This is a genomic window from Streptomyces regalis, assembly GCF_001509475.1.
Classification (GTDB): domain Bacteria; phylum Actinomycetota; class Actinomycetes; order Streptomycetales; family Streptomycetaceae; genus Streptomyces; species Streptomyces regalis.
On record NZ_LLZG01000231.1, the window covers coordinates 15,722 to 36,316 of the forward strand.

The 20,595-nt window shown below is 68.2% G+C and carries 14 protein-coding genes and 6 pseudogenes; 15 read left to right on the forward strand and 5 right to left on the reverse strand.

Annotated elements, in window-relative coordinates; all coding sequences use genetic code 11:
• The first annotated feature begins 11 nt into the window (after positions 1–11).
• From asnB to ADL12_RS57765, 4 genes and pseudogenes are all read left to right on the forward strand, one after another.
• Positions 12–1,838, forward strand: coding sequence for an asparagine synthase (glutamine-hydrolyzing) (gene asnB / locus ADL12_RS23140; RefSeq protein ID WP_062704697.1), 1,827 nt, complete (start codon positions 12–14; stop codon positions 1,836–1,838).
• Between the two features lie 28 nt (positions 1,839–1,866).
• Positions 1,867–3,132 carry a cytochrome P450 family protein gene (locus ADL12_RS23145; protein ID WP_062704699.1) on the forward strand — a complete coding sequence of 422 codons (1,266 nt, stop codon included), beginning with the start codon at positions 1,867–1,869 and terminating at the stop codon, positions 3,130–3,132.
• 186 nt (positions 3,133–3,318) lie between these two features.
• Complete coding sequence (locus ADL12_RS23150; protein WP_062704701.1) at positions 3,319–4,284, forward strand: L-tyrosine/L-tryptophan isonitrile synthase family protein; 966 nt, start codon at positions 3,319–3,321, stop codon at positions 4,282–4,284.
• 707 nt (positions 4,285–4,991) lie between these two features.
• A pseudogene (locus tag ADL12_RS57765) lies at positions 4,992–5,075 on the forward strand (hypothetical protein); the annotation flags it as partial.
• A 274-nt stretch (positions 5,076–5,349) separates the two neighbouring features.
• On the opposite strand, the pseudogene ADL12_RS56680 reads toward ADL12_RS57765, so the two are convergent.
• A pseudogene (locus tag ADL12_RS56680) lies at positions 5,350–5,958 on the reverse strand (tyrosine-type recombinase/integrase); the annotation flags it as partial.
• A gap of 483 nt (positions 5,959–6,441) precedes the next feature.
• On the opposite strand from ADL12_RS56680, the pseudogene ADL12_RS50820 reads away from it, so the two are divergent.
• A pseudogene (locus ADL12_RS50820) lies at positions 6,442–6,817 on the forward strand (DDE-type integrase/transposase/recombinase); the annotation flags it as partial.
• A 112-nt stretch (positions 6,818–6,929) separates the two neighbouring features.
• On the opposite strand, the gene ADL12_RS23160 reads toward ADL12_RS50820, so the two are convergent.
• Positions 6,930–7,796, reverse strand: coding sequence for an AraC family transcriptional regulator (locus ADL12_RS23160; protein WP_063806721.1), 867 nt, complete (start codon positions 7,794–7,796; stop codon positions 6,930–6,932).
• Between ADL12_RS23160 and ADL12_RS23165 the strand changes: the two genes are divergently transcribed.
• The 5 genes from ADL12_RS23165 to ADL12_RS23185 all read left to right on the forward strand — a co-directional run bounded on the left by ADL12_RS23165 (position 7,795) and on the right by ADL12_RS23185 (position 15,132).
• Positions 7,795–9,432 carry an alpha-L-fucosidase gene (locus ADL12_RS23165; protein WP_079052221.1) on the forward strand — a complete coding sequence of 546 codons (1,638 nt, stop codon included), beginning with the start codon at positions 7,795–7,797 and terminating at the stop codon, positions 9,430–9,432. The genes ADL12_RS23160 and ADL12_RS23165 overlap by 2 nt on opposite strands.
• 2 nt (positions 9,433–9,434) lie before the next feature.
• Positions 9,435–10,700, forward strand: a complete 1,266-nt coding sequence (locus ADL12_RS23170; protein WP_159053252.1) for an ABC transporter substrate-binding protein — start codon at positions 9,435–9,437, stop codon at positions 10,698–10,700.
• The gene (locus tag ADL12_RS23175; RefSeq protein ID WP_062704711.1) at positions 10,693–11,625 is read left to right on the forward strand and encodes a carbohydrate ABC transporter permease; all 933 of its coding nucleotides are present in this window, start codon (positions 10,693–10,695) and stop codon (positions 11,623–11,625) included. The genes ADL12_RS23170 and ADL12_RS23175 overlap by 8 nt, the downstream gene beginning before the upstream one ends.
• 69 nt (positions 11,626–11,694) lie before the next feature.
• Positions 11,695–12,513, forward strand: coding sequence for a carbohydrate ABC transporter permease (locus tag ADL12_RS23180; protein ID WP_062704713.1), 819 nt, complete (start codon positions 11,695–11,697; stop codon positions 12,511–12,513).
• Between the two features lie 270 nt (positions 12,514–12,783).
• On the forward strand, positions 12,784–15,132 hold the full coding sequence (locus tag ADL12_RS23185; RefSeq protein ID WP_062704715.1) for an alpha-L-fucosidase: 2,349 nt from the start codon (positions 12,784–12,786) through the stop codon (positions 15,130–15,132).
• Positions 15,133–15,225: 93 nt separating this feature from the next.
• Here the strand turns inward: ADL12_RS23185 and ADL12_RS58550 are convergent.
• Positions 15,226–15,691, reverse strand: a pseudogene (locus tag ADL12_RS58550) (IS701 family transposase); the annotation flags it as partial.
• On the opposite strand from ADL12_RS58550, the pseudogene ADL12_RS50830 reads away from it, so the two are divergent.
• Positions 15,692–15,990 (forward strand): annotated as a pseudogene (locus tag ADL12_RS50830) (translation initiation factor IF-2); the annotation flags it as partial.
• A 1,100-nt stretch (positions 15,991–17,090) separates the two neighbouring features.
• On the opposite strand, the gene ADL12_RS23195 reads toward ADL12_RS50830, so the two are convergent.
• Positions 17,091–17,663: a carbonic anhydrase gene (locus ADL12_RS23195; RefSeq protein ID WP_062704719.1), complete on the reverse strand. Its 573-nt coding sequence runs from the start codon at positions 17,661–17,663 to the stop codon at positions 17,091–17,093.
• 613 nt (positions 17,664–18,276) lie between these two features.
• Between ADL12_RS23195 and ADL12_RS54165 the strand changes: the two genes are divergently transcribed.
• Positions 18,277–18,450 carry a nuclear transport factor 2-like protein gene (locus ADL12_RS54165; protein ID WP_159053253.1) on the forward strand — a complete coding sequence of 58 codons (174 nt, stop codon included), beginning with the start codon at positions 18,277–18,279 and terminating at the stop codon, positions 18,448–18,450.
• Between the two features lie 246 nt (positions 18,451–18,696).
• The gene (locus ADL12_RS23200; protein ID WP_062704721.1) at positions 18,697–19,065 is read left to right on the forward strand and encodes a winged helix-turn-helix transcriptional regulator; all 369 of its coding nucleotides are present in this window, start codon (positions 18,697–18,699) and stop codon (positions 19,063–19,065) included.
• Between the two features lie 22 nt (positions 19,066–19,087).
• On the opposite strand, the gene ADL12_RS23205 is transcribed toward ADL12_RS23200, so the two are convergent.
• Positions 19,088–19,423 carry a winged helix-turn-helix transcriptional regulator gene (locus ADL12_RS23205; RefSeq protein WP_062704722.1) on the reverse strand — a complete coding sequence of 112 codons (336 nt, stop codon included), beginning with the start codon at positions 19,421–19,423 and terminating at the stop codon, positions 19,088–19,090.
• Between the two features lie 64 nt (positions 19,424–19,487).
• Between ADL12_RS23205 and ADL12_RS23210 the strand changes: the two genes are divergently transcribed.
• Together ADL12_RS23210 and ADL12_RS56685 are read left to right on the forward strand one after the other, a co-directional pair.
• Positions 19,488–20,357: an NmrA family NAD(P)-binding protein gene (locus ADL12_RS23210; protein ID WP_062704955.1), complete on the forward strand. Its 870-nt coding sequence runs from the start codon at positions 19,488–19,490 to the stop codon at positions 20,355–20,357.
• A 54-nt stretch (positions 20,358–20,411) separates the two neighbouring features.
• Positions 20,412–20,546 (forward strand): annotated as a pseudogene (locus ADL12_RS56685) (SnoaL-like polyketide cyclase); the annotation flags it as partial.
• Between the last annotated feature and the right edge of the window lie 49 nt (positions 20,547–20,595).

Genomic DNA, 20,595 nt, shown 5'->3' on the forward strand with positions numbered 1-20,595 from the left:
GGAGCCATGGCATGTGCGGAATCACCGGCTGGGCGTCCTTCCACAGCGACGCCCGCACCCAGGCCCCGGTCATCGAAGCGATGACCGCCACCCTCGCCCCGCGCGGCCCCGATGCCGAAGGCGTCTGGCTGGGCGAGCAGGCCGCGATCGGCCACCGCCGCCTGGCCGTCATCGACATCGAGGGCGGCGTCCAGCCGATGGCCGACCGGCCCGACCGGCCGACCCACGTGCTCAGTTACAGCGGCGAGGTCTACAACCACCACGCACTGCGGGCCGAGCTGCGCGCCCGCGGGCACGCATTCCATACGCGCAGCGACACCGAGGTGGTGCTGCGCGCCTACGCCGAGTGGGGCGAGGACGTCGCCGACCACCTGGAGGGCATGTTCGCCTTCGCCGTCTGGGACGAACGAGCCCGGCGGCTGCTGTTGGTCCGCGACCGGCTCGGCGTCAAACCGCTGTTCTGGGCGGCCATCGATGGCGGCCTGGCCTTCGCCTCCGAACCCAAGGCGCTGTTCGCCCACCCGGAGATACGGCCCCGGGTGGACGCGGACGGACTGCGGGAGGCGTACAGCCTGCTGTTCAACACCGGACCGACAGTGTGGTCCGGGATACGGGAGGTCGAGCCCGGCGGCCTGCTCGTCCTCGACCGCTCCGGCATCCGCGAACGCCGCTACTGGCAGCTGGAGGCCGGTGCCCACGCCGATGACCAGGAAGCGACCGTCGAGCGCGTCCGCAGGCTGGTCAGTACGGCCGCCCACAGCCAGCTGGAGGCCGACGTCCCGCTGTGCAGCCTGCTGTCCGGCGGCATCGACTCCACCGTCCTGACCGCCCTGCTGGCCGACGAACTCCGCCTGCGCCAGGGCCCGGACGCCCGCATCCGCTCCTACGCCGTGGACTACAGCGACCAGGCCGAGCAGTTCGCCGGCGACGTCCTGCGCACCGGCCACGACACCCCCTACGCCATTGAGGCCGGCGCCTTCATCGGCACCGACCACAGCACGGTCGTCCTCGACCCGCGTGCCCTGCTCGACCCCGAGCACCGCAAGGCGGTGGTCGCAGCGCGGGACTCGCCGATCGGCGTCGGCGACATGGACACCTCCCTCTACCTGCTGTTCGGGGAGATACGACGGCACTCCACCGTCGCCCTGTCCGGCGAGGCGGCCGACGAGGTGTTCGGCGGCTACCCCTGGTTCCACAACCCCAAGGCGCTGGCCGCGGCCACCTTTCCCTGGCTGCTGGTCACCGGTGACGAGGCCGCCATGCCGCTCAACCCCGAACTCGACCTGCGCATCGCCGAGTTCCGCGCCGACACCTACCACAGCGCCCTGGCCGCCGTACCCCACCTCGACGGCGAAACCCGCACCGAGCACCGGCAGCGCGAGATGCAGCACCTGTCCCTGACCCGCTGGCTCCGCCAGCTCCTCCATCGCAAGGACCGGTTGAGCATGGCCCAGGGCCTGGAGGTCCGCGTGCCCTACTGCGACCACCGCCTCGTCGAATACGCCTTCAACGCCCCCTGGTCCCTGAAGAGCTTCGACGGCCGCGAGAAGAGCCTGCTCCGGGCCGCGGGCGCCGGCCTCGCGCCCGACTCGGTGCTGCACCGGCCCAAGAACCACTACCCGGCCACCCACCACCCCGACTACAACCGCGGCCTGCAGGACATGGCCCGTGACGCGCTGGCCGACGACCGGGTCCGTTCCCTCGCGCAGGAGTCCCTCATCAAGCCCTGCCTCGACACCCCGCCCGACCGGCTGGAGTGGGGCCACCGCCTGCGCCTCGAACGCGTCGTCGACCTCGCCCTGTGGCTGGACCACTACCAGCCCGAACTCGCCCTGTAGACCTGTAGACCTGTAGAGGAGCCTCCCCATGACCATCCAGGAACCCCTGCCGACCGTGGAGCCGGAGACGGCCTTGCCCGACCCGGTCCCGCTGACGGGTTGCCCGTACAAGGCCGACCCCTACCCGTTGTACGAGCGGATGCGTCAGGCCGGCCCGGTCCACCGCGTGCTGTTCCCCAGCGGCGTACAGGCGTGGCTCGTCACTGGTTACGAGGCCGCCCACGCCGCCCTCAACGACGACCGCCTCGGCAAGAGCCACGACCGCGGCAACGACCGCTGGCGCGCCCGCGCCTCGATCATGCCCGAGCCGCAGCACTCGCAGCTCCAGGTCCACCTCCTCCACCAGGACCCGCCCCAGCACACCCACATGCGGCGCTTCGTCACCGACGCATTCACCCCGCGCCGCATCGAGCAACTCCGCCCCCGCTTCCAGGAACTGGCCGACACGCTCGTCGACGCCTTCCCCGAGACCGGCCCCGCCGATCTCGTCACCGGCTTCGCCGCCCACTTCCCCTTCCAGGTCCTCGCCGAGATCATCGGCCTCCCCGCCGAACTGGCGTCCCGTTTCAACCGCGACTGGGGCAAAGTGGTCCAGCCGGTCGGCCCCACCGACCCCGGACGCCCTGTGTACGAGGCCCGGCTGCACGGCCTGCAGAGCTACATCGCCGACATCGTCGCCCACAAGCGCGAGCACGGGGACGACGACCTGCTCAGCCGCCTCGTCGTGGCCCGCGACCATGACGAGCTCTCCCAGGAGGAACTGGACTCGATGATCTTCCAGCTCCTCGTAGCGGGCCAGGAGCCGGTCACCAACCAGATCACCACCGCCCTGATCGCGCTCTTCCGCCACCCCGGCCAACTGGCCCGGCTCCGCGACAACCCGGACCTGCTGCCGCGCGCGGTCGAGGAGTTGCTCCGCTATGACAGTGCCTTCGAGCTGACCACCTGGCGCTTCTTCGACCAGGACAGCGACCTGCACGGCACCGAGGTTCCGTCCGGAGACTCCGTGATCGTCTCCCTGTGCGCCGCCAACCGCGACCCGCGCCGCTTCCCCGACCCCGACACCCTGGACTTCGAGCGATCGCCCAACCCTCACCTGGCCTTCGGCCACGGCATCCACTTCTGCCCCGGCGCCGCCCTCGCCCGCGCCGAACTCCAGATCGCCCTGGGCACGCTGCTCACGCGTCTGCCCGGCCTGCACCTGGCGATCAGGGACGAGGACATCGAGTGGATCCCGGCCGTCCTCGGCCGCGGCACCAACCACCTGCCCGTCGGCTACGACCGACGCCGCTGACACCTGCCATTCGGCCGTCCGGGGCCGGTCCCGCAGCCCGAACCGGCCCCTGTCGCCCGGACTGACCACCCACCTGACCACCGTCGGCGCCCGGCGCCCCTCACTCAAGCTCTCGGCTTAGCTCGAGCAGGGGGACCCCCATCGGCGCCATACGGCCATGCCTGCATGCCCTCACGGAGGACCCACATGCCGCTGACGACCGCGCCGGACCCCCGCTCCACCGGCATCAGCGCCGCGATCCTGCGCCTGCTCCTGCCGTATCACCGCACCACCGACCACGCGCCCGCCACTGCGGAGGCGTTCCGGCACCAGCGGCGCCGTATCGACGGCTTCGTACACGACGGAGAACCCGTCGTGTTCACCCTGCCCGGCTTCCCCTGCAAGTCCCCGAACCCCGCCAAGGTGCTCGGGCACCTCCCCGACCAGGGTGAGCGACTCTCCCTCACCTTTCTCCAGAGCCTGTGCATGGACATCGAACGGATCTACGCACCAGGAGCCCGGGTCGTCATCTGCTCCGACGGCCACGTCTTCGGCGACCTCATAGGTGTCCCGGACGACCACATAGACGCCTATTCGGACGAACTCCGCGCGGTCATACGGGCCTTGGATCTGCACCACCTGTCTGTCTTCGACCTGCGCGACGTCCTCGGCGACCTTCCCCACGACACGCAACGCGCCCGCGTCCACGACCAGTACGCGCCCACGCTGGAGGCCCTGCGCGCCGAGGTCCGGGCCGACGCCCACATGCTCGCCCTGTACCGGGGCATCACCCGCTTCCTCGTCGAGGACACCGCCGACTTCACCGGCACCCGCTCCGCCCTCCAACGCGAGTGCCGCAAGCGCGCGTATGGCGTCATCCAGCGCAGCCGCGCCTGGGGCGCCCTCATCGCCGAGCACCACCCCCGCGCCGTACGCCTGTCCATCCACCCCCAGCCCGTCGGGGCGGCCAAGTTCGGCATCCGCCTCCTCGACGCACCCGATGCCTGGACCACTCCCTGGCACTCGGCGGCCTTGCGCGATCCCGACGGCAGGTGGACGCTCATGCCCCGGGCGAGGGCGGAGCGGCTCGGCCGTCTGGTCCACCGAAACGGCAGACCGAGCCATTTCGAGGGGGCTGAAACACGCGCCGCCGTCAACCGATGGCGTGCGTGAACGCCGCCGCCGGCAGAAAGCGCACGCCATTCCAGCCAGAGGGTGGGCACATCGGCATCCTCAGTGCCGCGACCGTCGGCATTTTCAGGGTCGCCCAACATACCGTGCCGGTTTCTCCAGCACCGCATCGATACGCTCGAAGGGGACGTGCTGCGTCAACTCGCCCAGATACCCCGGAGCGAAGACATATCCGGAGGCCGAGGTGGAGCGAGCGGGCTGGGCGATGGCAGACTGACAACGGCAACAGGACCTTTGGCAGTTGGAAGATCTTGGTCGATCCCAGCCTTACCAGAGGTCCCGTTGCCGCGTTCGACTCTTTCCAGCCCGTGACCTGCTCGAAGATCCGCTGACTTCGCGGCCTTGGGCCCTGGCCCAAGGCCGGTTGGCTAGCGTTTTCGCAGGTCACGCAAGTGAGTTGAAGGATTCTCGACGCAGAGCAACGGAGCTCGTCAGTACAGGCAGTCGACCAAGACAGCTTGTCCCGAAGGAGTTCCGTTGCCCCGTCACATGTGTTCTGCCGTCTCCGCTGACGGCCATCACCCAAACGGTCACCGTGGCCGGGCGCCGGTTCGCTCCTGGGCATCTGGGGGAACTGAGCGCGGTCGTGCCGTTCGAGTTCGTGGACGCGGTCCTTGCGGAGACGAGGGCGGTGCAGCGGCGGTTGAGTGATCTTCCGTCGCGGGTCGGGGGTCTACTTCTTGCTGGCGATGTGCCTGTTCCCTCAGGTCGGCTACCGGCTGGTCTGGGACAAGCTGACCGTGGGTCTGTCCGGGATGCCGGTGGTCTGTCTGTCGGAGAAGGCGTTGCGTGACCTGCGCCGACGGATCGGCAGCGCGCCGGTGCGGGCGTTGCAGCGTGAGGACGCGGGGCTCGGCGACGGCGGCCGTCATCTCGATGGTCATCGCGCCATCTCCCGGCGTCGGGCGTCCGCGCGCTCGACCGCGGTTCGCCGGGAGCCCTCGTCGACGTGGACGTACGGGGCCATGGACGCCTCGGACATGTGCCCGAGCGGTCGGAGACCACCGACCGGTCGGTGCCCTGGCGCATCCATTCGGTGGCGGCGCTGTGACGGATCATGTGAGGCCTGGCGATCAGGTCCGCCCGCCGGGCGAGCCGGTCGAACAGCCCCTTGACGCCGGAGTAAGCCATCGCCTGTTCGAGTGGCTCACGGAAGAGGTTGCCGAGCACCTGCTCGGTGAAGTCGGCCTGCGGGACCGCCGAGCGCTCGTAGAGGTAGTCGGCGTAGCAGACGCCCAGCTCGCTGGTGTCCGGGATGGCCCGCGGCCGCTGCGACTTCGCCCACGCGCCACTGCTGTTCAACCGGCGCCGCACATGCACATGCGGGCCCTTGACCTGGCAACCGAAAGCCTGCGAATCGGCCAGCAGGTGCATGTCCTCGCGGCGCAGCCCGAGAGCCTCGCCGATCCTCATACCGGTGCACCACAGCAGGAGCACCAAGAAGCGATCCCGCGCGTGCCGGGTGACGTCGATCAGCCGGGCGATCTGCTCGACCGTCAGCCGCTCGATCCCCGAGTCGACGCCCCAGAGCTTGAGGATTCGCGAACGGACCGTGCGGTGCTGGTCGTTCTCGCCCAGATTGAACCCCTTCGGTAGATAACGCAGGTAGCGGGGCTCGGTCAGCTGCCCGGCGAGTTCGGGATCGACCCACTTCATGCGTACGCCGAAGACGAGGAACTCGCAGACCGTACCCACGATCGCGTTCGCGGTGTTCTCGTCGCGGAATCGTTCCGGCCCGCCCTCACCACGGGCTCGTGACGGCAGCGGCTCCTCCACCAGCCAGTGCAGGAAGCGGGCGAGCTGCCACACGGTGATCTGCGCCCATTCCAGGCGGTGGAACGTGCAGTACGACAGGTACAGCGCCGATCGCCCGGCGTAGGTCCTCTCGGTGTTGTAGGCCCGGTCGGCGTCTCGCAGTCCTTGCGAGGAAGAGCGAGCCCTCGCGGTGAAGGGCGTAGTCGTCAGCTCCGACGATCACCCAGCCTGTCCTGTCTTGGGTCAACGTCGCCCGTTCTGCGCTGAATGACGTGACAAACGTGCCTGTGATGCCGAACACCCCTTGAATTCCGATGATTCAGCCAGGTCAGCATGCATGTGGCTGACGTGGCTGATGGAAAGATCATCATGAAGATAAAGACCGCGGCCAGGCGATTCTTCCGTCGTCTGGTGAAGAGGACCCGTACGGTGCCGCGAGTGGTCGTCACGGACAAGCTCCACTCCTACGGCACCGCTCACCGAGAGGTCATGCCCTCCGTCGAGCACCGCTCGCGCAAGAGCCTGAACAACCGGGCGGAGAACAGCCACCAGCCGACGAGGCAGCGTGAACGTGCGATGAAGGGCTTCCGCTCCGCTGGAGGGGCGCAGCGGTTCCTGTCCGCGTTCAGCGGCATCTCACCGAACTTCCGGCCTCGCCGCCATCTGATGACCGCCCCCGACTACCGAGCCGAAAATGACCATCCGCTTCGCCATCTGGGAGCAGGTCACAGACACCGCCGGTCTGTCCACCACGGACTGAGCGCAGGCCCACTCCCCGACACACCGTCAGACACCCACACAACCAACAACGCGACAGCGCCCCAGCGACGCATCCGCCACGCATCAGCCACCGCGCCAGTCCCCGACCCCACTCAACGCCCCTGCGAGTATGACAAGTCGAGCGCGACCGCCGGTGCCGCGTCCTCCTCAAACGGATGGTTCACGACCCTGTCACGGATGACGCGGGGCGCGACTCCGTACACCTTGCGGAACGCCTTGTTGAAGGTCTGCAGGTCGGTGAACCCCACCATGGGGGCGACGGACTTGACCGACAGCGCCGTACGCGTCAGCAGATGGTGGGCACGGTGCATGCGGCGGTTCCTGATGTGGGCGACGACGGTAGTGCCGAGTTGCGCGCGGAAGAGTCGCGTGAGGTGGTTGTGGGACAGGCCGACCCCCCGGGCGAGCGAAGCGACGCTCATGGGATCGCTGAGGTGCGCCTCGATGTGAGAGAGAACTGCGCGTACCGCGGGGTGAAGGCCGGAGACGTCGTCGTAGCGCGAGGACTGACGGGCCGCCAAGAGGGAGAGCAGGCTCCACACTTCGGCACGTGCAAGGTGAGGCAGACGGGGTCTGGTTTCCAGCGCGGTCTCGAACCGGTCGCGAATGCGGGGCAGGTCGGTGCCGCAGTCGAGCATTACCGGGAGCTCTGGACAGTCCTCGTCGGCTTGGGCAGGCAGCCGGATATGAGCGAAAAGGTGGCGGGACGTCCCCCTGTAGCGGTAGCGCGTGGAGACGCCCGGGGGTACGAGGCTGACGAGCCCCGGAGCGATCGGAATGACCGTGCCGCACACTTCCAGTTCGCCCGTGTATCCGTAGAGGTGGAGTGACCACAGGTCGGGCAGGCACCAGTCGTCGACCTGGCTGTCGACGCCGTGCAGACCGATACCCAGGTCCGCGATGAGCGGTGGCTCAGCGAGCGGCACCCTCCAGGTGATCTTCGAGTTCCGGTCGGGCATGTCCGGACCGTACATCGGGGTGCCGTCGCTCACCAGACCGCGGTCAGCGGCAGATCAAGTGGGTGAGAACGGACCAGCGATATCCACTCCTGACCATTGGTTCCTGTCTCCCGGGAGATCTACGTTCACCCGGAACCGACCAGGACTGCCCAGCCGAGGTGATGTCGCCGTGCCCCAACGACCGGAAACGACGGGCCCTTTCCTGCCCAGCGTGGAATCGCTGTCGACGTTCGAGTGCCCGGAGTGGTTCCGCGATGCCAAGCTCGGAATCTGGTCGCACTGGGGACCGCAGTCCGTGCCGCGCTACGGCGACTGGTACGCCCGCAACATGTACATCGAGGGGTCCGACCAATACCGGTACCACGTACGGACGTACGGCCATCCGTCGACGTTCGGATACAAGGACCTGGGCGCGCTGTGGAAGGCGGAGAGGTTCGATCCGGACGAGCTGATGGACCTGTACGTCCGGGCCGGCGCCCGCTACTTCGTCGCCCTTGCGTCCCACCACGACAACTTCCTCAACTATCCCTCCCAACTGCACCGTTGGAACTCGGCGGCGGTCGGGCCGGGCAAGGACGTCGTCGGACTGTGGCGCCAGGCGGCGCATGCGCGGGGGCTGCGCTTCGGGTTGTCCGAGCACCTCGGGGCCGCGTTCAGCTGGTGGTCGGTGAACAAGGGCGCGGACGCCACGGGACCCTACGCGGGTGTGCCCTACGACGGCACGGACCCGGCCTTCGAGGACCTCTACCTGGCCAACGACGAGCACTTCGTCCCTGGGCGACGTACTGATCTGGTGGCCCCCTGGTACACCGCCAACCCCGGCTGGCACCGGCGGTGGCTGGACCTGGTCACCGAGATGATCGACCTGTACGAGCCCGACCTGCTCTACTCCGACGGTGCACCACCCTTCGGCGTCCACGGCATGCAGGCCGGTCTGCGAGCGGCCGCGCACCTGTACAACACCAGCGCGGCCCGCAACGGTGGCCGCAACCAGGCCGTCTACACCCAGAAGGACCGGTCGTCGGAAGTTCGCCGAATCGGCGTGCTGGACGTGGAACGCAGCCAGGAACCGGCGCTCTCGCCCGTGCCGTGGCAGACCGACACCTGCCTGGGCGGCTGGTTCTACGACGTGCGCGCCGTCTACAAGAGCCCCGCTCACGTGGTCGAACTGCTCGTCGATGTCGTGGCGAAGAACGGCAGGCTCCTGCTGAACGTCCCCCAGCTGCCCGACGGGACCATCGACGAGGAGTGCCGTCACCTCCTGAAGGAGCTGGCCGGCTGGATGGAGGTGTGCGGGGAGGGGATTCACGGTTCCCGGCCTTTCGGACCGGGTGTCGAGGGGCCCAGTGGTGTCGTCGTGGACGGCTTCCGCGAGGACCGCGTCGCCTGGACCGACGCCGACTACCGTCACACCCGGCGTGAGAACACGGTCTACGCCTTCCAGATGGCCTGGCCCCAGGACCGGCGGTCGATCATCCGCAGTCTCGGTCCGCAGACCCGGATCAGCTCCGTCCGGCTCCTGGGTGCGGGACCCGTCGAGCACCACCAGATCTACCCGGGAGGCGAACTGGTGGTCGACCTTCCCGAGCACCCTCCGACGCCCTACGTCAACTGCCTGGCGATAGAGGTGCGATGACCATGCGCCCTCTCACGCGAAGAAGAGTGCTGCGCGCGGGTGCCGCGCTCGGGACGTCGGCGGCGATCGCCGGGAGCACTGCCGCCTGCGGTGCCTCCCGGCGCAAGGACGAGCTGGTCTTCGGCTTCCACGGCGACACCGTCTCCATCGGGATCTACCGGCGGATCGTCGAGCTCTACCGTCGCAGGAACCCGGGCGCACGGATCAGCTATACGTACGCCGATTCCCTCGGGTTCTTCCAGCGGCTGCCGTTGATGTTCCGGGCCGGCACCGCGCCCGACGTGATGATCGTGGCCGAGAGCTGGGTGTCCGGCCTGAGCCAGCTCGGCGGTTACGCCGACCTCTCGTCGTTCGTCCGACGTGACGGCGTCAGGGAGGACCAGTGGCTTCCGGGGTCTCTCAACCCGGCCCGAATCGAGGGCCGCGTGCTCTGCCTGCCCGTGATCGTCTATCCCAAGGGCGTCACCTATAACAAGACGCTGCTGGACAAGCTGGGCATCCCCTTGCCCAGGGGCGGCTGGAGCGAACGTGACTTCCTGGAGACGGCCGCGGCGGCGCCCTCGGGCTCGGGCGTCCGCCGGACGTGGGGCATGCGGAACGCGTTCGGCACCAACCAGCCGTACGACGTCGCCACCGTACATGGCGGTCTTCCTTTCGACCCGCTGACCAGGAGGATGACCGCCACGGACGGTCGCATGGTCTCGGCGCTCCAGCTCATGCACGACCTGGTCCACACGCGTCGCGCGATGCCGGCCGCGGGTCAGACGCAGTACGCGGTGGACTTCACCAGCGGGCTGTTCGCGATGGATCTCTTCTACGGGTACGCGCTCAGCTACCTCAGGCAGCAGATCGCGGAGAGGTTCGAGTGGGGGGTCGTGCCCTACCCCAAGGAATGGATCGGCACTTATCAGAACAACAACGTGGCGGTCTTCGAGGGGTCGAAGCGCAAGGAAGAGGCCTGGCACTTCGCCACCTTCATCGCCACCGACCCCGATGCCCAGCGGCTCCTCGAGCCGGTCGGCACGCCCGCCCTGCGGACGGCTCTGAAGGGCGGGCAGCAGGGCCTGTCGGCCGAGGACCGCGTGCTGCCCTGGGCGCGGATGATCGCGGGCATGGAGCACCAGCTCGTGGCCTACCAGGGCGGCATCTTCAACAAGGTCTGGGACGTGCTGGGGCAACAGGTGCAGGCGGTCGAGAACCGGGGCGCCCCGGTCCGCCAGGCACTGGACGTTGTCCAGGAACGCGGCACACAGATCCTGCGTGCCTGAGACGGCGAAGGGACCGGAGAACATGAACGTGACGATGTACTGGCGCCGACTGAGGCGCTCGGAGTCCGCGGCATTCTGGCTCTTCCTCGCGCCCTGGCTGGCGGGCTTCCTCGGCCTCACGCTCGGGCCGATGCTGTTCTCGCTGTTCGCGGCCTTCACACGGTGGAACGGAGTCGGTACGCCACACTGGATCGGACTGCAGAACTTCCGGGTGATGTTCACCTCGGACCTGGACTTCTGGCCCTCGCTCGGGCATACCTTCCTGTACGCCGGAGCACGGGTGGCATTGGGAACAGTCCTGGCCCTCGCGCTCGCCGCCATGGTCAACACACGCATCGTCGGCCGCACGTTCTTCCGAACCGTGTTCTTCCTGCCCGCCATCGTCACGGGCGTGCCGCTGTTCGTCGTCTGGTCGTGGATGCTCGACCCCAGCGGTGGAGTCCTCAACTACCTCCTGGGCAAAGTGGGCATCCAGGGCCCTGAGTGGCTGGCCAGCAGCACCTGGGCGATTCCGGCGCTGGTCCTGATGAGCCTCACCGCGACCGGCGGCGCGATGATTGTCTTTCTCTCCGGGCTCCAGGACATCCCCCTCGAACTGCGCGACGCGGCCCTCGTGGACGGGGCCGGCTGGTGGCAGAGGTTCCGCAGGATCACGGTGCCCTTGCTGTCGCCGGTCATCCTGTTCAACGTGATCATGGGCCTCATCGGCTCCCTCCAGGTGTTCGCGGAACCGTATGTGATGACCGGCGGCGGCCCCGAGCACACGACGTACTTCCTCGGCCTCTACCTGTACAACGAGGCGTTCTGGTACTCCAACGTCGGCTACGCCTCCGCGCTCGCCTGGGTGCAGTTCCTCGTCGTCGTGGTGCTCACCGTGGTGGTTCTGCGGTTCTCCCGGCGCCACGTCCACCACCTCGGCTCATGAAAGGCGACCGGCCCGTGCCCGACACACACGCATCCTCCACCACCCTCCGGCTGACCGTCACCCGGTCGCGTGGCGCTCATCCCGCTCTACGTCCCCCTGTGCATTGCCGCCTTCTTCTTCGTCCTGCCCTTCCTCTGGATGCTTTCCGGCGCCTTCAAGGGTCCTGGTGGGGTCACCGCGTTCCCGCCCCGGTTCTGGCCGAGCCACATCGACGGCCGCAACTTCTCCACCGCGGCTGCGGGGGTGTCGATGTGGCGCTACTTCGGCAATTCGCTGTTCATCGCCGTCGTCTCCACCGTGGGCACCCTGCTGAGCTCCTCGCTGACCGCCTTCGCCTTCGCTCACCTGCGCTCGCGCGCTCGCGGCCCGCTCTTCGCCGTCCTGCTCGCGACGCTGATGCTGCCCCCGTTCATCACCCTGATCCCGTCCTACGCGATCTACCAGCAGCTCGGCTGGCTCGACACCTACCTGCCCCTCACCGTGCCGAGCTTCCTGGGCGTGGGGTGTGCCTTTTACATCTTCCTGCTGCGCCAGTTCTTCCTCGGGATCCCCAAGGAGCTCTTCGAAGCGGCCCGCATCGACGGCGCGGGTCGTCTGCGTCAGTACGCCTCCATCGCGCTGCCGTTGGCGAAGCCGGCTCTGATCACGGTCGGTCTCTTCCAGTTCGTCGCGTCCTGGAACGACTTTTTCGGCCCGCTGATCTTCCTCACGGACTCCTCGAAGTTCACGCTCCCCGTGGGTATCCGCTTCTTCCAGAGCCTGTACCAGACCGACTACGGCACCCTCATGGCGGCCAGCTGCGTCACCGTGGCCCCGGTGATCCTGCTCTTCCTGGTCGCCCAGAAGTTCTTCGTCCAGGGCATCGCCACGACGGGTGGCAAGACGTGAAGCAGACGCTGGCCGAACGGGATGGTTCGCCGTCAGATCTCGCCCGCTCGGGCCCCGTGGTCACCGGCGCGATGCCGGGCCGGTTGACCGCCCGAGCGGCTGCCGCCCCGTGGCCGCCCGGTCCGCTTGGACTTGTCGCGCGGTGACCTACCGCTGCCCACTGGGCGTCGTGTCATCCGATCACTGACACAACGTCCTTTACTCAACGGCCCATTGACAGCGCATTGCGGCCCACCGGACCATCAGACATCCGATGAATAGGAGCCGCTCGTGAGTACGTATGCAAGACGTCAGGTTCTGGGTGCCGCGGCGGGTGTGACAGCCGTGGCCGCTCTTCCCATCGCCCTGGGTACCCAGGCACAGGCCGCGGAGCCGACCGCCGGGCAGGCGGGGCAGTGGGTTCCCGTCCCCGACCCGATACCCGTCCCGCTCGACGCCCTCTTCGACAATGACGGCATCGACACCGCCACCGCACGCGGCGGCGACTTCGACGGCGCGGGCTACACGTTCCCGGGTGAGGAACTCCCCGCCGGCCGGGTCGAGGTCGACGGCGTCCCCTTCCTCTTCCCGTCGTCCGCCGCGGGCGCCAAGAACAACGTGGTCGCGCTCGGCCAGCGCATCGAGCTGCCCAAGGGCCGCTACCTGTCGGCCCTGTTCCTCACGGCGGGCAGCTACGGCAACGCCTCCGGTACGGCCACCGTGCACTATGCGGACGGTTCGAGCACGACCGCCGGACTCGGCGGTTCCGACTGGTACTCGAAGGGCGGCTCACTGTCGGCCGCGTACCGCTACAAGCCGGACGGCACCAAGGACGAGCACCGCGTCGGGATCGGCACGTCGGAGTTGTGGATGGATCCTCGACGGGAGGCGATCGCGCTCACGCTGCCGAAGACCAACCCGGCGGAGGCCGGCAAGTCGTCCCTGCACGTCTTCGCCCTCTCCCTCCAGCCGGTCGCCCAGGGACGGGCGCTGGCCCTGCGGGACGCACACTCTACGAACTCGCTGCTGGAGTCCACGGGCGCCCAGAGCGTCGAGGCCACCGTCGTCAACGCGGGCACGGTCGCAGTCCTGGCGGCCGACGGTGTGTCCGTGGGCGTCGACGTGCCCGGCGCCCGCACTGTCGAGCCCGCCCGCGTCCGCCGCCTCGACCCCGGTGAGCAGGCCCGCGTCCGCGTCGGCATCCGCAACCGCACCGGCACCGCGCCCGGCACCACGCGGGAGGGCACGGTGACCGTCAGCGCACGGGGCGGACAAGTCACCTCCAGGGAAGGCAAGTTGACCCTCGGCGTCGCCGACTACCAGCCCACCGACGCTTCGCTCACCGGCCATCAGGCGCCGTACTGGTTCCAGGGCGCCAAGTTCGGCATCTTCATCCACTGGGGTGTCTATTCGGTGCCCGCCTGGTCGCCCGTCGGCAAGCAGTACGCCGAGTGGTACTGGAACCACATGCAGGACCCGGCGAACGCCGTCTACGTCTACCACCGGGAGAAGTACGGCGAGGACTTCGCGTACGACGACTTCATTCCGATGTTCAGGGCGGAGAAGTTCGATCCGCGGGCGTGGGTCGAGCTGTTCCGGGACGCGGGCGCGCAGTACCACGTGCTGACATCGAAACACCATGAGGGCTTCGCCCTGTGGAACACGAAGGTCTCCGACCGCAACTCCGTGAAAATGGGGCCGCGGCGGGACCTGATCAAGGAACTCTTCGACGCCTCCAAGCGCTACACACCCGAACTCCACCGCGGCCTGTACTTCTCCATGCCCGAGTGGTTCAACCCCGACAACCCGTGGATGGGACACGCCCCGCGCAACCCGTACACCCTTCAGCCGGAGCCGTACACCGGCTACAGCGCGGGCAAGGATTTTGTGCGAGATTATCAGGCCCCGCAGATGCTGGAACTGATCCACGGCTACGACCCGCAGCTCATCTGGTGCGACATCGGCGGTGCCAACGACAGCCTCCATGTGCTCGCGGAGTACTTCAACCACGCCAAGAACCGCCGCCGGCCCATCGAGGTGACCGTCAACGACCGCTCGGGCATCGGCTTCCACGACTTCACGACCCCCGAATACACGACGTACGAGAACACGGTCGTCGCGAAGTGGGAGTCCAGCCGCGGCCTCGACCCCTTCAGCTACGGCTACAACCAGGCGACGCCCGACGACGCCTACATGACGACCGAAGAGGTCGTGCACGACCTGGTCGACATCGTCTCCAAGAACGGCAACTTTCTCCTCGATATCGGGCCGCGCGCCGACGGCACCATCCCGGAGATCATGCAGACACGGCTGCGCGAGACGGGCCGCTGGCTGCGCGTCAACGGCGAGGCGATATACGACACGACCTACTGGTCGCGCATGGCACAGCTGGGCGAGGACCTGCGGTTCACGGTCCGGCAGAACGAGGCGTTCTACATCCACTCGCTGGCCCGGCCGGGCGCGAAGCTCACCGTCGAGGCTCCGGTGCCGATCCGCAACGGCGACAAGGTGACGATGCTCGGCCACGATCGCCCGCTGACCTGGACCGTCAGCAACGGCTCGCTCGTGATCGACGTACCCGAAGCGGCCCGCAGGGCGGGGCAGTACGTGTGGGTGTTCAAGGTGGAGTGGCAGGGCTGAAGTTCCCCGTGATCGTGGACAGCGGGTGGTTACGCTGCGGGGGCGAGGTCCTGCGTCGGTCAGTGCCCTGGTTTCAAGCGGGGTGACGCACCCCTAGCGGTGGTTTGTTAGACCGGGATGTAGAGGTTCAGGGGTCTGCCCGTGCCGACGGTGTTGATCAGTTCCTGTAGTGCTGTGGGCAGGGGCTTCGTTGTCCAGGCCCCGCCAGCAGCGGTGCAGCGTGGCCCAGGGCATCAGCCAGCCACGGACGTCGCGGATGGCGCGGGGCCAGCAGGCCGGGCGGGGCTGCTGGGGCCCGGGTTCTCCCCCTCTCTGCCGGTCCTGACGGTGCGCCTTGCTCGGGTGGCGGGCTGACCGGGGCGGGCGGGGGTGGGTCCGGGGTGAACCAGGTGTTCCAGCAGAAGCTGAACGCACAGTTCACGAGGGTCTGGTGGCGGCGGATCGCGGTATCGGAGCGGACCTGGAAGTCGGCCCAGCCGAGTTCGTCCTTGACCTGTTTGTAGCTCTGCTCGGCCCAGTGCCGCAGCCCGTAGAGCCGTACCACTTCGGTGAGATCGGCTTCACGCCCGTGCAGGTCGAGCGCATCATGGCCCGCTACATGGAACTCCTCCACCCCGGCGGCACGCTGACCTACTTCGCCTACCTCCGCACCCGCAAGGCCCGCGCCCTGACGGCATCGCGAGCAGAAGCCCGCCGCCACGCCGGGTGGACGAGATCACGGCCACCTACCAGCGCACCTACGCCACGGGCCGCTGGACAGTATGGGCCAACGTACCCCCCGCCTACGTCTGGCATCTGCAACGCCCCCTCGTCTCCGCGGACCAGCCCATGCCGCAGTTCGACGGGACGAGGCGGTGAACGCGCTCTCCGACATCCTCGGCCACCTCCCCCCGGCCGCGGCGTACGCGGTGGTGGCCGCTGCGGTCCGGGGCCGACACGCTGATGAGACGCCACGGCGGCCGAGCGGTCTTTCTGGCCCGCTTCCTGCCGGTGGTGCGCACCTCGCCCCGCACCTCGCGGGCGCCGCCCGCCTGCCCTACCGGCGCATCGCTCCGTACAGTGTCATCGCCGCTTGTGTGGGCCACAGCGGAAGCGGGTGTCGGATACGCCGCCGCGACCTCTCTCTGATGGCGATCGGGGGCTCGCTGCTGTGGCGAAGAAGGCGCCGCCCGTCTCCTCCGACCCAGGTCCGAGATCGGATCGTCGTCGGGACGGTACAGGTGGAGGAGCATCTGCATCCCCCGGCTCCGCAGCTCGTCCTCCACCCCCGACACGACTTCCGCCATGAACCCGTCCTGCGCGGCGGCGGGCGAGAGGGCCTCCATCACCAGGCCCACCACCCGGCCCGGCTCCTTGCCGGCGACGCGGCTACCAGGCGGCGCTGCTGGAGGCGGGTATCACGCCTTCAGCCGAGCTGATGCCCCCTCAGGATCGGGGGGAGCGAGGTGAAGGGCTATCAGCAGATGTGCCGGCTCCTGGAGTTGCCCGAACCGCCCACCGCCGTCTACGCCGTCAGCGACAAGAGCATCTCCGTCGTCGGCACCGACGACGTGCTGCAGAGCGCGCTGCCGCCGCCGCTCACCACGTTCGTCGTACGAAGTTCGAACTCGGGAGAGTTGCCGCCCAGGCCCTGCACGACCTGCTCGACAACCCCTCCGCGGCCGCCTCACGCACCGTGCTTCACGGACGCATCGCTCACCGTGACTCGACCGCCCCGTCGGCGACACCGGAACGCACTTGATAATTCAGTGACGCATGCCCGCGTCGCCCGTCAGAAAGTGAACGTCATTTCCGATCATAGGCCGGAAACGCTGTGATCCGTGAGGTCGGCGTCTCACCGGTGAACGTGTTGGATATCCGGGAGTGAGGCAGCGGAGAATCCCGGATCAAGCGACTCCGCCGAACTGTCGACGCGATGCGAACTGCCCGGCGGAGTCGGTTGAACGGACATTATCTGGTCAGGCGGAAGGCGCTCCGGTGAGCACTTCCACCCGGCCGGTGTCGAGCGAGTAATAGGCGCTGACCACCGCCAGAGATCCCTTCTTCACGAGCGGGCCGAGATCCTTGTTGGACCGCAGCGCGGCAGAGGTCTGCTTCACGTGGATGCGGGTCATCGCGTCCACCGGGTCGCCGTGCTTTTCCTTCACGGTCTCCTCGTACGCCGGCCGCAGCGCGTCGGCGATCGACTGGAGGTTGCCAGGGAGCTTCTTCCCGTCACGCATGGCCTCGTACGACGCCTTGACGGCGCCGCAGCGCTGGTGCCCGAGGACGACGATCAGGGGAGTTCCCGAGGTCATGGGCCCGTACTCGACGGAACCGATGACCACCGGGTCGACCACCTGCCCACCGGTGCGCATCACGAACAGGTCGCCGAGACCGGTGTCGAAGAGCAACTCCGGCGGCACCCGGGAGTCGATGCACGAAAGGATCACGCCGAAGGGGTCCTGTTCCTCGGCCACGAATTCCCGCCGCTCGGGGTCTCGGTCAGGGTGCTGGAGGCTGCCACCCTGCCAGCGCTTGTTGCCGTCCATCAGCCTTGAGAACGCCCCCCACGGCGAGGAAGGGCGGGCATTGGGGGCCGGTGAGGCGGTTGCCGCGGCCGCTGCGTTTGCCGCTTTCCTGGTTTCCTTTCCCTCTGAATTCGAGGAACAGCCGGAGAGCACGGCAGCAGTGGCCGCCAATCCTCCGGTGATAAATGTTCTGCGGAGCGGATTTCCAGCTACAGACATTGCTCGGTCTTTCCTTGGGTTTACGCCGGATTCCCCCCGAGCGCTTTGAGTGCGTGACTGTATCAGGGGTAGGTGATGCGTGGCGAAGGACCGATGGCGGGCTCAATGATGAATTGATGGAGAATGTGTGCGTCATGCGGGCGGCGCTCTGAAAAGGGTTGATTCCCGGTCGCGACGCCGAAGGGCTGGAAGTGTGACGTGCGCCATACCGCCCCATTGGTTACGTTGAGGTGACTGGTTACGGATCACAAGTATGGGTGGCGCCAGAAAGGACTCGACAGAGCAAGGGGATCGGCCATGCGGTCCGCTGAAACGCTCACCGTCGCCCACCGCGGTGCGGTCGCCGTCAATGAGGTGATGGGCAGGACGATGGTCATCAGCGAGGGGACGTTCGAGCTCCGGTGACCGGCGCACGATGGTCAACGGTGCGATGTTCGCGGTGCCGGTGCACTTCGCGGCCAAGCGCCAGGGTGCCGAGCTGTCGATGGACGGCGTAGACGTGCTGAGGGTCGAGGGCGGCAAGATCGCGAAAGTGTGGCTCTTCCCCGGCGTCCAGGAGGACGAGGACGCCTCCTGGAACGGCAGCTGAGCCCAGAGAACTCCGGAGTCCTTGTCCCCGGCGGTCACACCCGGCCGTCGCCCCCCGAACGTCGCCCGGAGTCCTATTCCCCCGAGTGCCCGGGCGACACCAAGGCCCCGGCGGTCATCTGCACCGGCCGCCGGGGCCGTTTCCTGGGCGCGGCGGCGTCGCCCGCGTCGGGTGGCGTCGCCCATCGGTCACCGACCGTGACCAGCCCCTTCTTTTTTGACTTGACCATGTGGAGAGGCGTGAGGCATGACGCAGCAGGCGGACTTCAACGTGCTCACGGAGACCTGCCCCTCCCGGACGTCCCTGTCCCGCATCGCCAACAAGTGGACCGCGATGGTGGTGATCGTGCTCGGCGCCGGCCGGATGCGCTTCGGTGACCTGCGTGCCGCGGTCCAGGGCATCAGCCCAAAGGTCCTCACTGGCACGTTACGGGATCTGGAACGCGACGGCCTCGTAGCGCGGTATGCCTACGCCGAGATACCGCCCAGGGTCGAGTACGAACTGACCGCGCTGGGACACACCCTGCACACGCCGCTGCACGCACTGGGCCGCTGGGCCGAGGAGAACATTCCCGAGGTACTCGCCGCCCGCGAGGCTTACGACACCCTGCGCTGACTTCCTTCCCTGGTATCCCGTCTCACGACGCCGCGTCAGGAACCGGATCCGGGATCGACAGGGCCCAGGTGGCCATGGCTTCGAGAACCTCGCGCAGTCCCTCGCCGAGAGGGGTGAGGCGGTATTCGACGCGCGGCGGGATCTCGGCGTACGCGGTGCGGGTGACGATGCCGTTCTCCTCGAACTGGCGCAGCCGGCTGGTGAGAGTGTGCGGGCTGATGCCGGGCAGGGCGCCGCGCAACTCGGTGAACCGCCTGGGGCCCAGGAGGAGTTCCCGCACGATCAGCGTGGCCCACGGACCGTTGAGCAGGGTGAGGAACCGGGCGACCCCGCACTTGTGATCGCAGAGCTTGTCCATTTTTTGAGCGTATCCCATTAGTGCAGTTGATGTAACCGATGTATTCCGTGCACTAATGGGACTCATGACCTACGTGATTCATGGCGCCACCGGCGCCCAGGGTGCTCCTGTCGTCGCCGCCCTCGCCGCTGCGGACAAGTCCGTCGTGGCCCTGACCCGCAATGTGGAGGCCACCGTCACCGGCGCGCGCGTGGTGGCCGCCGACGCCTCCTCAACCGCGGACCTGACCCGGGCCTACCGTGACGCCGAGGGGGTGTTCGTCCACCTCCCCATAGTCTCGGAGGAGGACCGCCGGGCCTTCGCACGCAACGTCGTCACTGCCGTCCGCGCGGCCCGCCCGGCCCGTGTGGTGTTCTCCACCAGCGGCTTCGTCGTCGATGACCCTGGTAACGGCTATCAGGACGGCACGGCCGAGAGCGCGGTCGCGACGCTGGTCGGCGGGCTGGCGGACAGCGGCGTGTCCTACGCGGTGATCGAGCCCCGGCTGTTCTTCGAGAACCTGCTCATGCCGCACGTGGTCGGCGCGGTCCGCGAGCAGGGCGTGCTGCGCTATCCGCTCCCCGCCGGCTTCCGTGTCTCGTGGGCCTCGCACCTGGACATCGCCGACGTCGCTGCCGCGCTGTTCGAACGCGCGGATGTCACCGGTGTGGTCTCCGTCGGGCAGTACCCGGCCATCACCGGACAGGACCTGGCCGAGGCGTTCAGTGCCCGGCTCGGGCGGGACGTGGTCTACGAGGCGATCACCCCCAACGCCTTCCGCGCATCCGCCGCGCCCCTGATCGGGGAGGGCCCCGCCGCGGACGTCGCGGACAGCTACCAGGCCATGCGAGCGCTGCCGGACCGCTCGATCACGCCCGAGCGATCCGCCCAGAAACTGCTGGGCCTCGCCCCCCGGACCGCGATCCAGTGGCTGACCGACATCGGTGTGGCATAGCACGTGCCCACGGCATCGGGGCCGGGCAGGTGCACACAGGATCGCCCGGCCCCGATGCCGCACCTGACGGTCACGCTGAGGCAGGTGCTCACGGAGGGCAACCTGGTGGCCGTGCGCGCCCACTTCGTGAACGCGCCGGGCGAGCGGGGCCAGGCGATCGTCGACCTCTTCCGCGTGCTGGACGGGAAGATCGTCGAGCACTGGGATGTCATCCAGGACGTGCCGGAGACCTCCGCGA

Coding starts and splice junctions, on each gene's coding strand:
- ADL12_RS23205 (WP_062704722.1), bottom strand. CDS start 19,423: ATGGACAAGCTCTGCGATCACAAGTGCGGGGTCGCCCGGTTCCTCACC.
- ADL12_RS23145 (WP_062704699.1), top strand. CDS start 1,867: ATGACCATCCAGGAACCCCTGCCGACCGTGGAGCCGGAGACGGCCTTG.
- ADL12_RS23170 (WP_159053252.1), top strand. CDS start 9,435: ATGCGCCCTCTCACGCGAAGAAGAGTGCTGCGCGCGGGTGCCGCGCTC.
- ADL12_RS23195 (WP_062704719.1), bottom strand. CDS start 17,663: ATGGACGGCAACAAGCGCTGGCAGGGTGGCAGCCTCCAGCACCCTGAC.
- ADL12_RS23160 (WP_063806721.1), bottom strand. CDS start 7,796: ATGCCCGACCGGAACTCGAAGATCACCTGGAGGGTGCCGCTCGCTGAG.
- ADL12_RS23165 (WP_079052221.1), top strand. CDS start 7,795: ATGTCCGGACCGTACATCGGGGTGCCGTCGCTCACCAGACCGCGGTCA.
- ADL12_RS23150 (WP_062704701.1), top strand. CDS start 3,319: ATGCCGCTGACGACCGCGCCGGACCCCCGCTCCACCGGCATCAGCGCC.
- ADL12_RS23200 (WP_062704721.1), top strand. CDS start 18,697: ATGACGCAGCAGGCGGACTTCAACGTGCTCACGGAGACCTGCCCCTCC.
- ADL12_RS23210 (WP_062704955.1), top strand. CDS start 19,488: ATGACCTACGTGATTCATGGCGCCACCGGCGCCCAGGGTGCTCCTGTC.
- asnB (WP_062704697.1), top strand. CDS start 12: ATGTGCGGAATCACCGGCTGGGCGTCCTTCCACAGCGACGCCCGCACC.
- ADL12_RS54165 (WP_159053253.1), top strand. CDS start 18,277: ATGGTCAACGGTGCGATGTTCGCGGTGCCGGTGCACTTCGCGGCCAAG.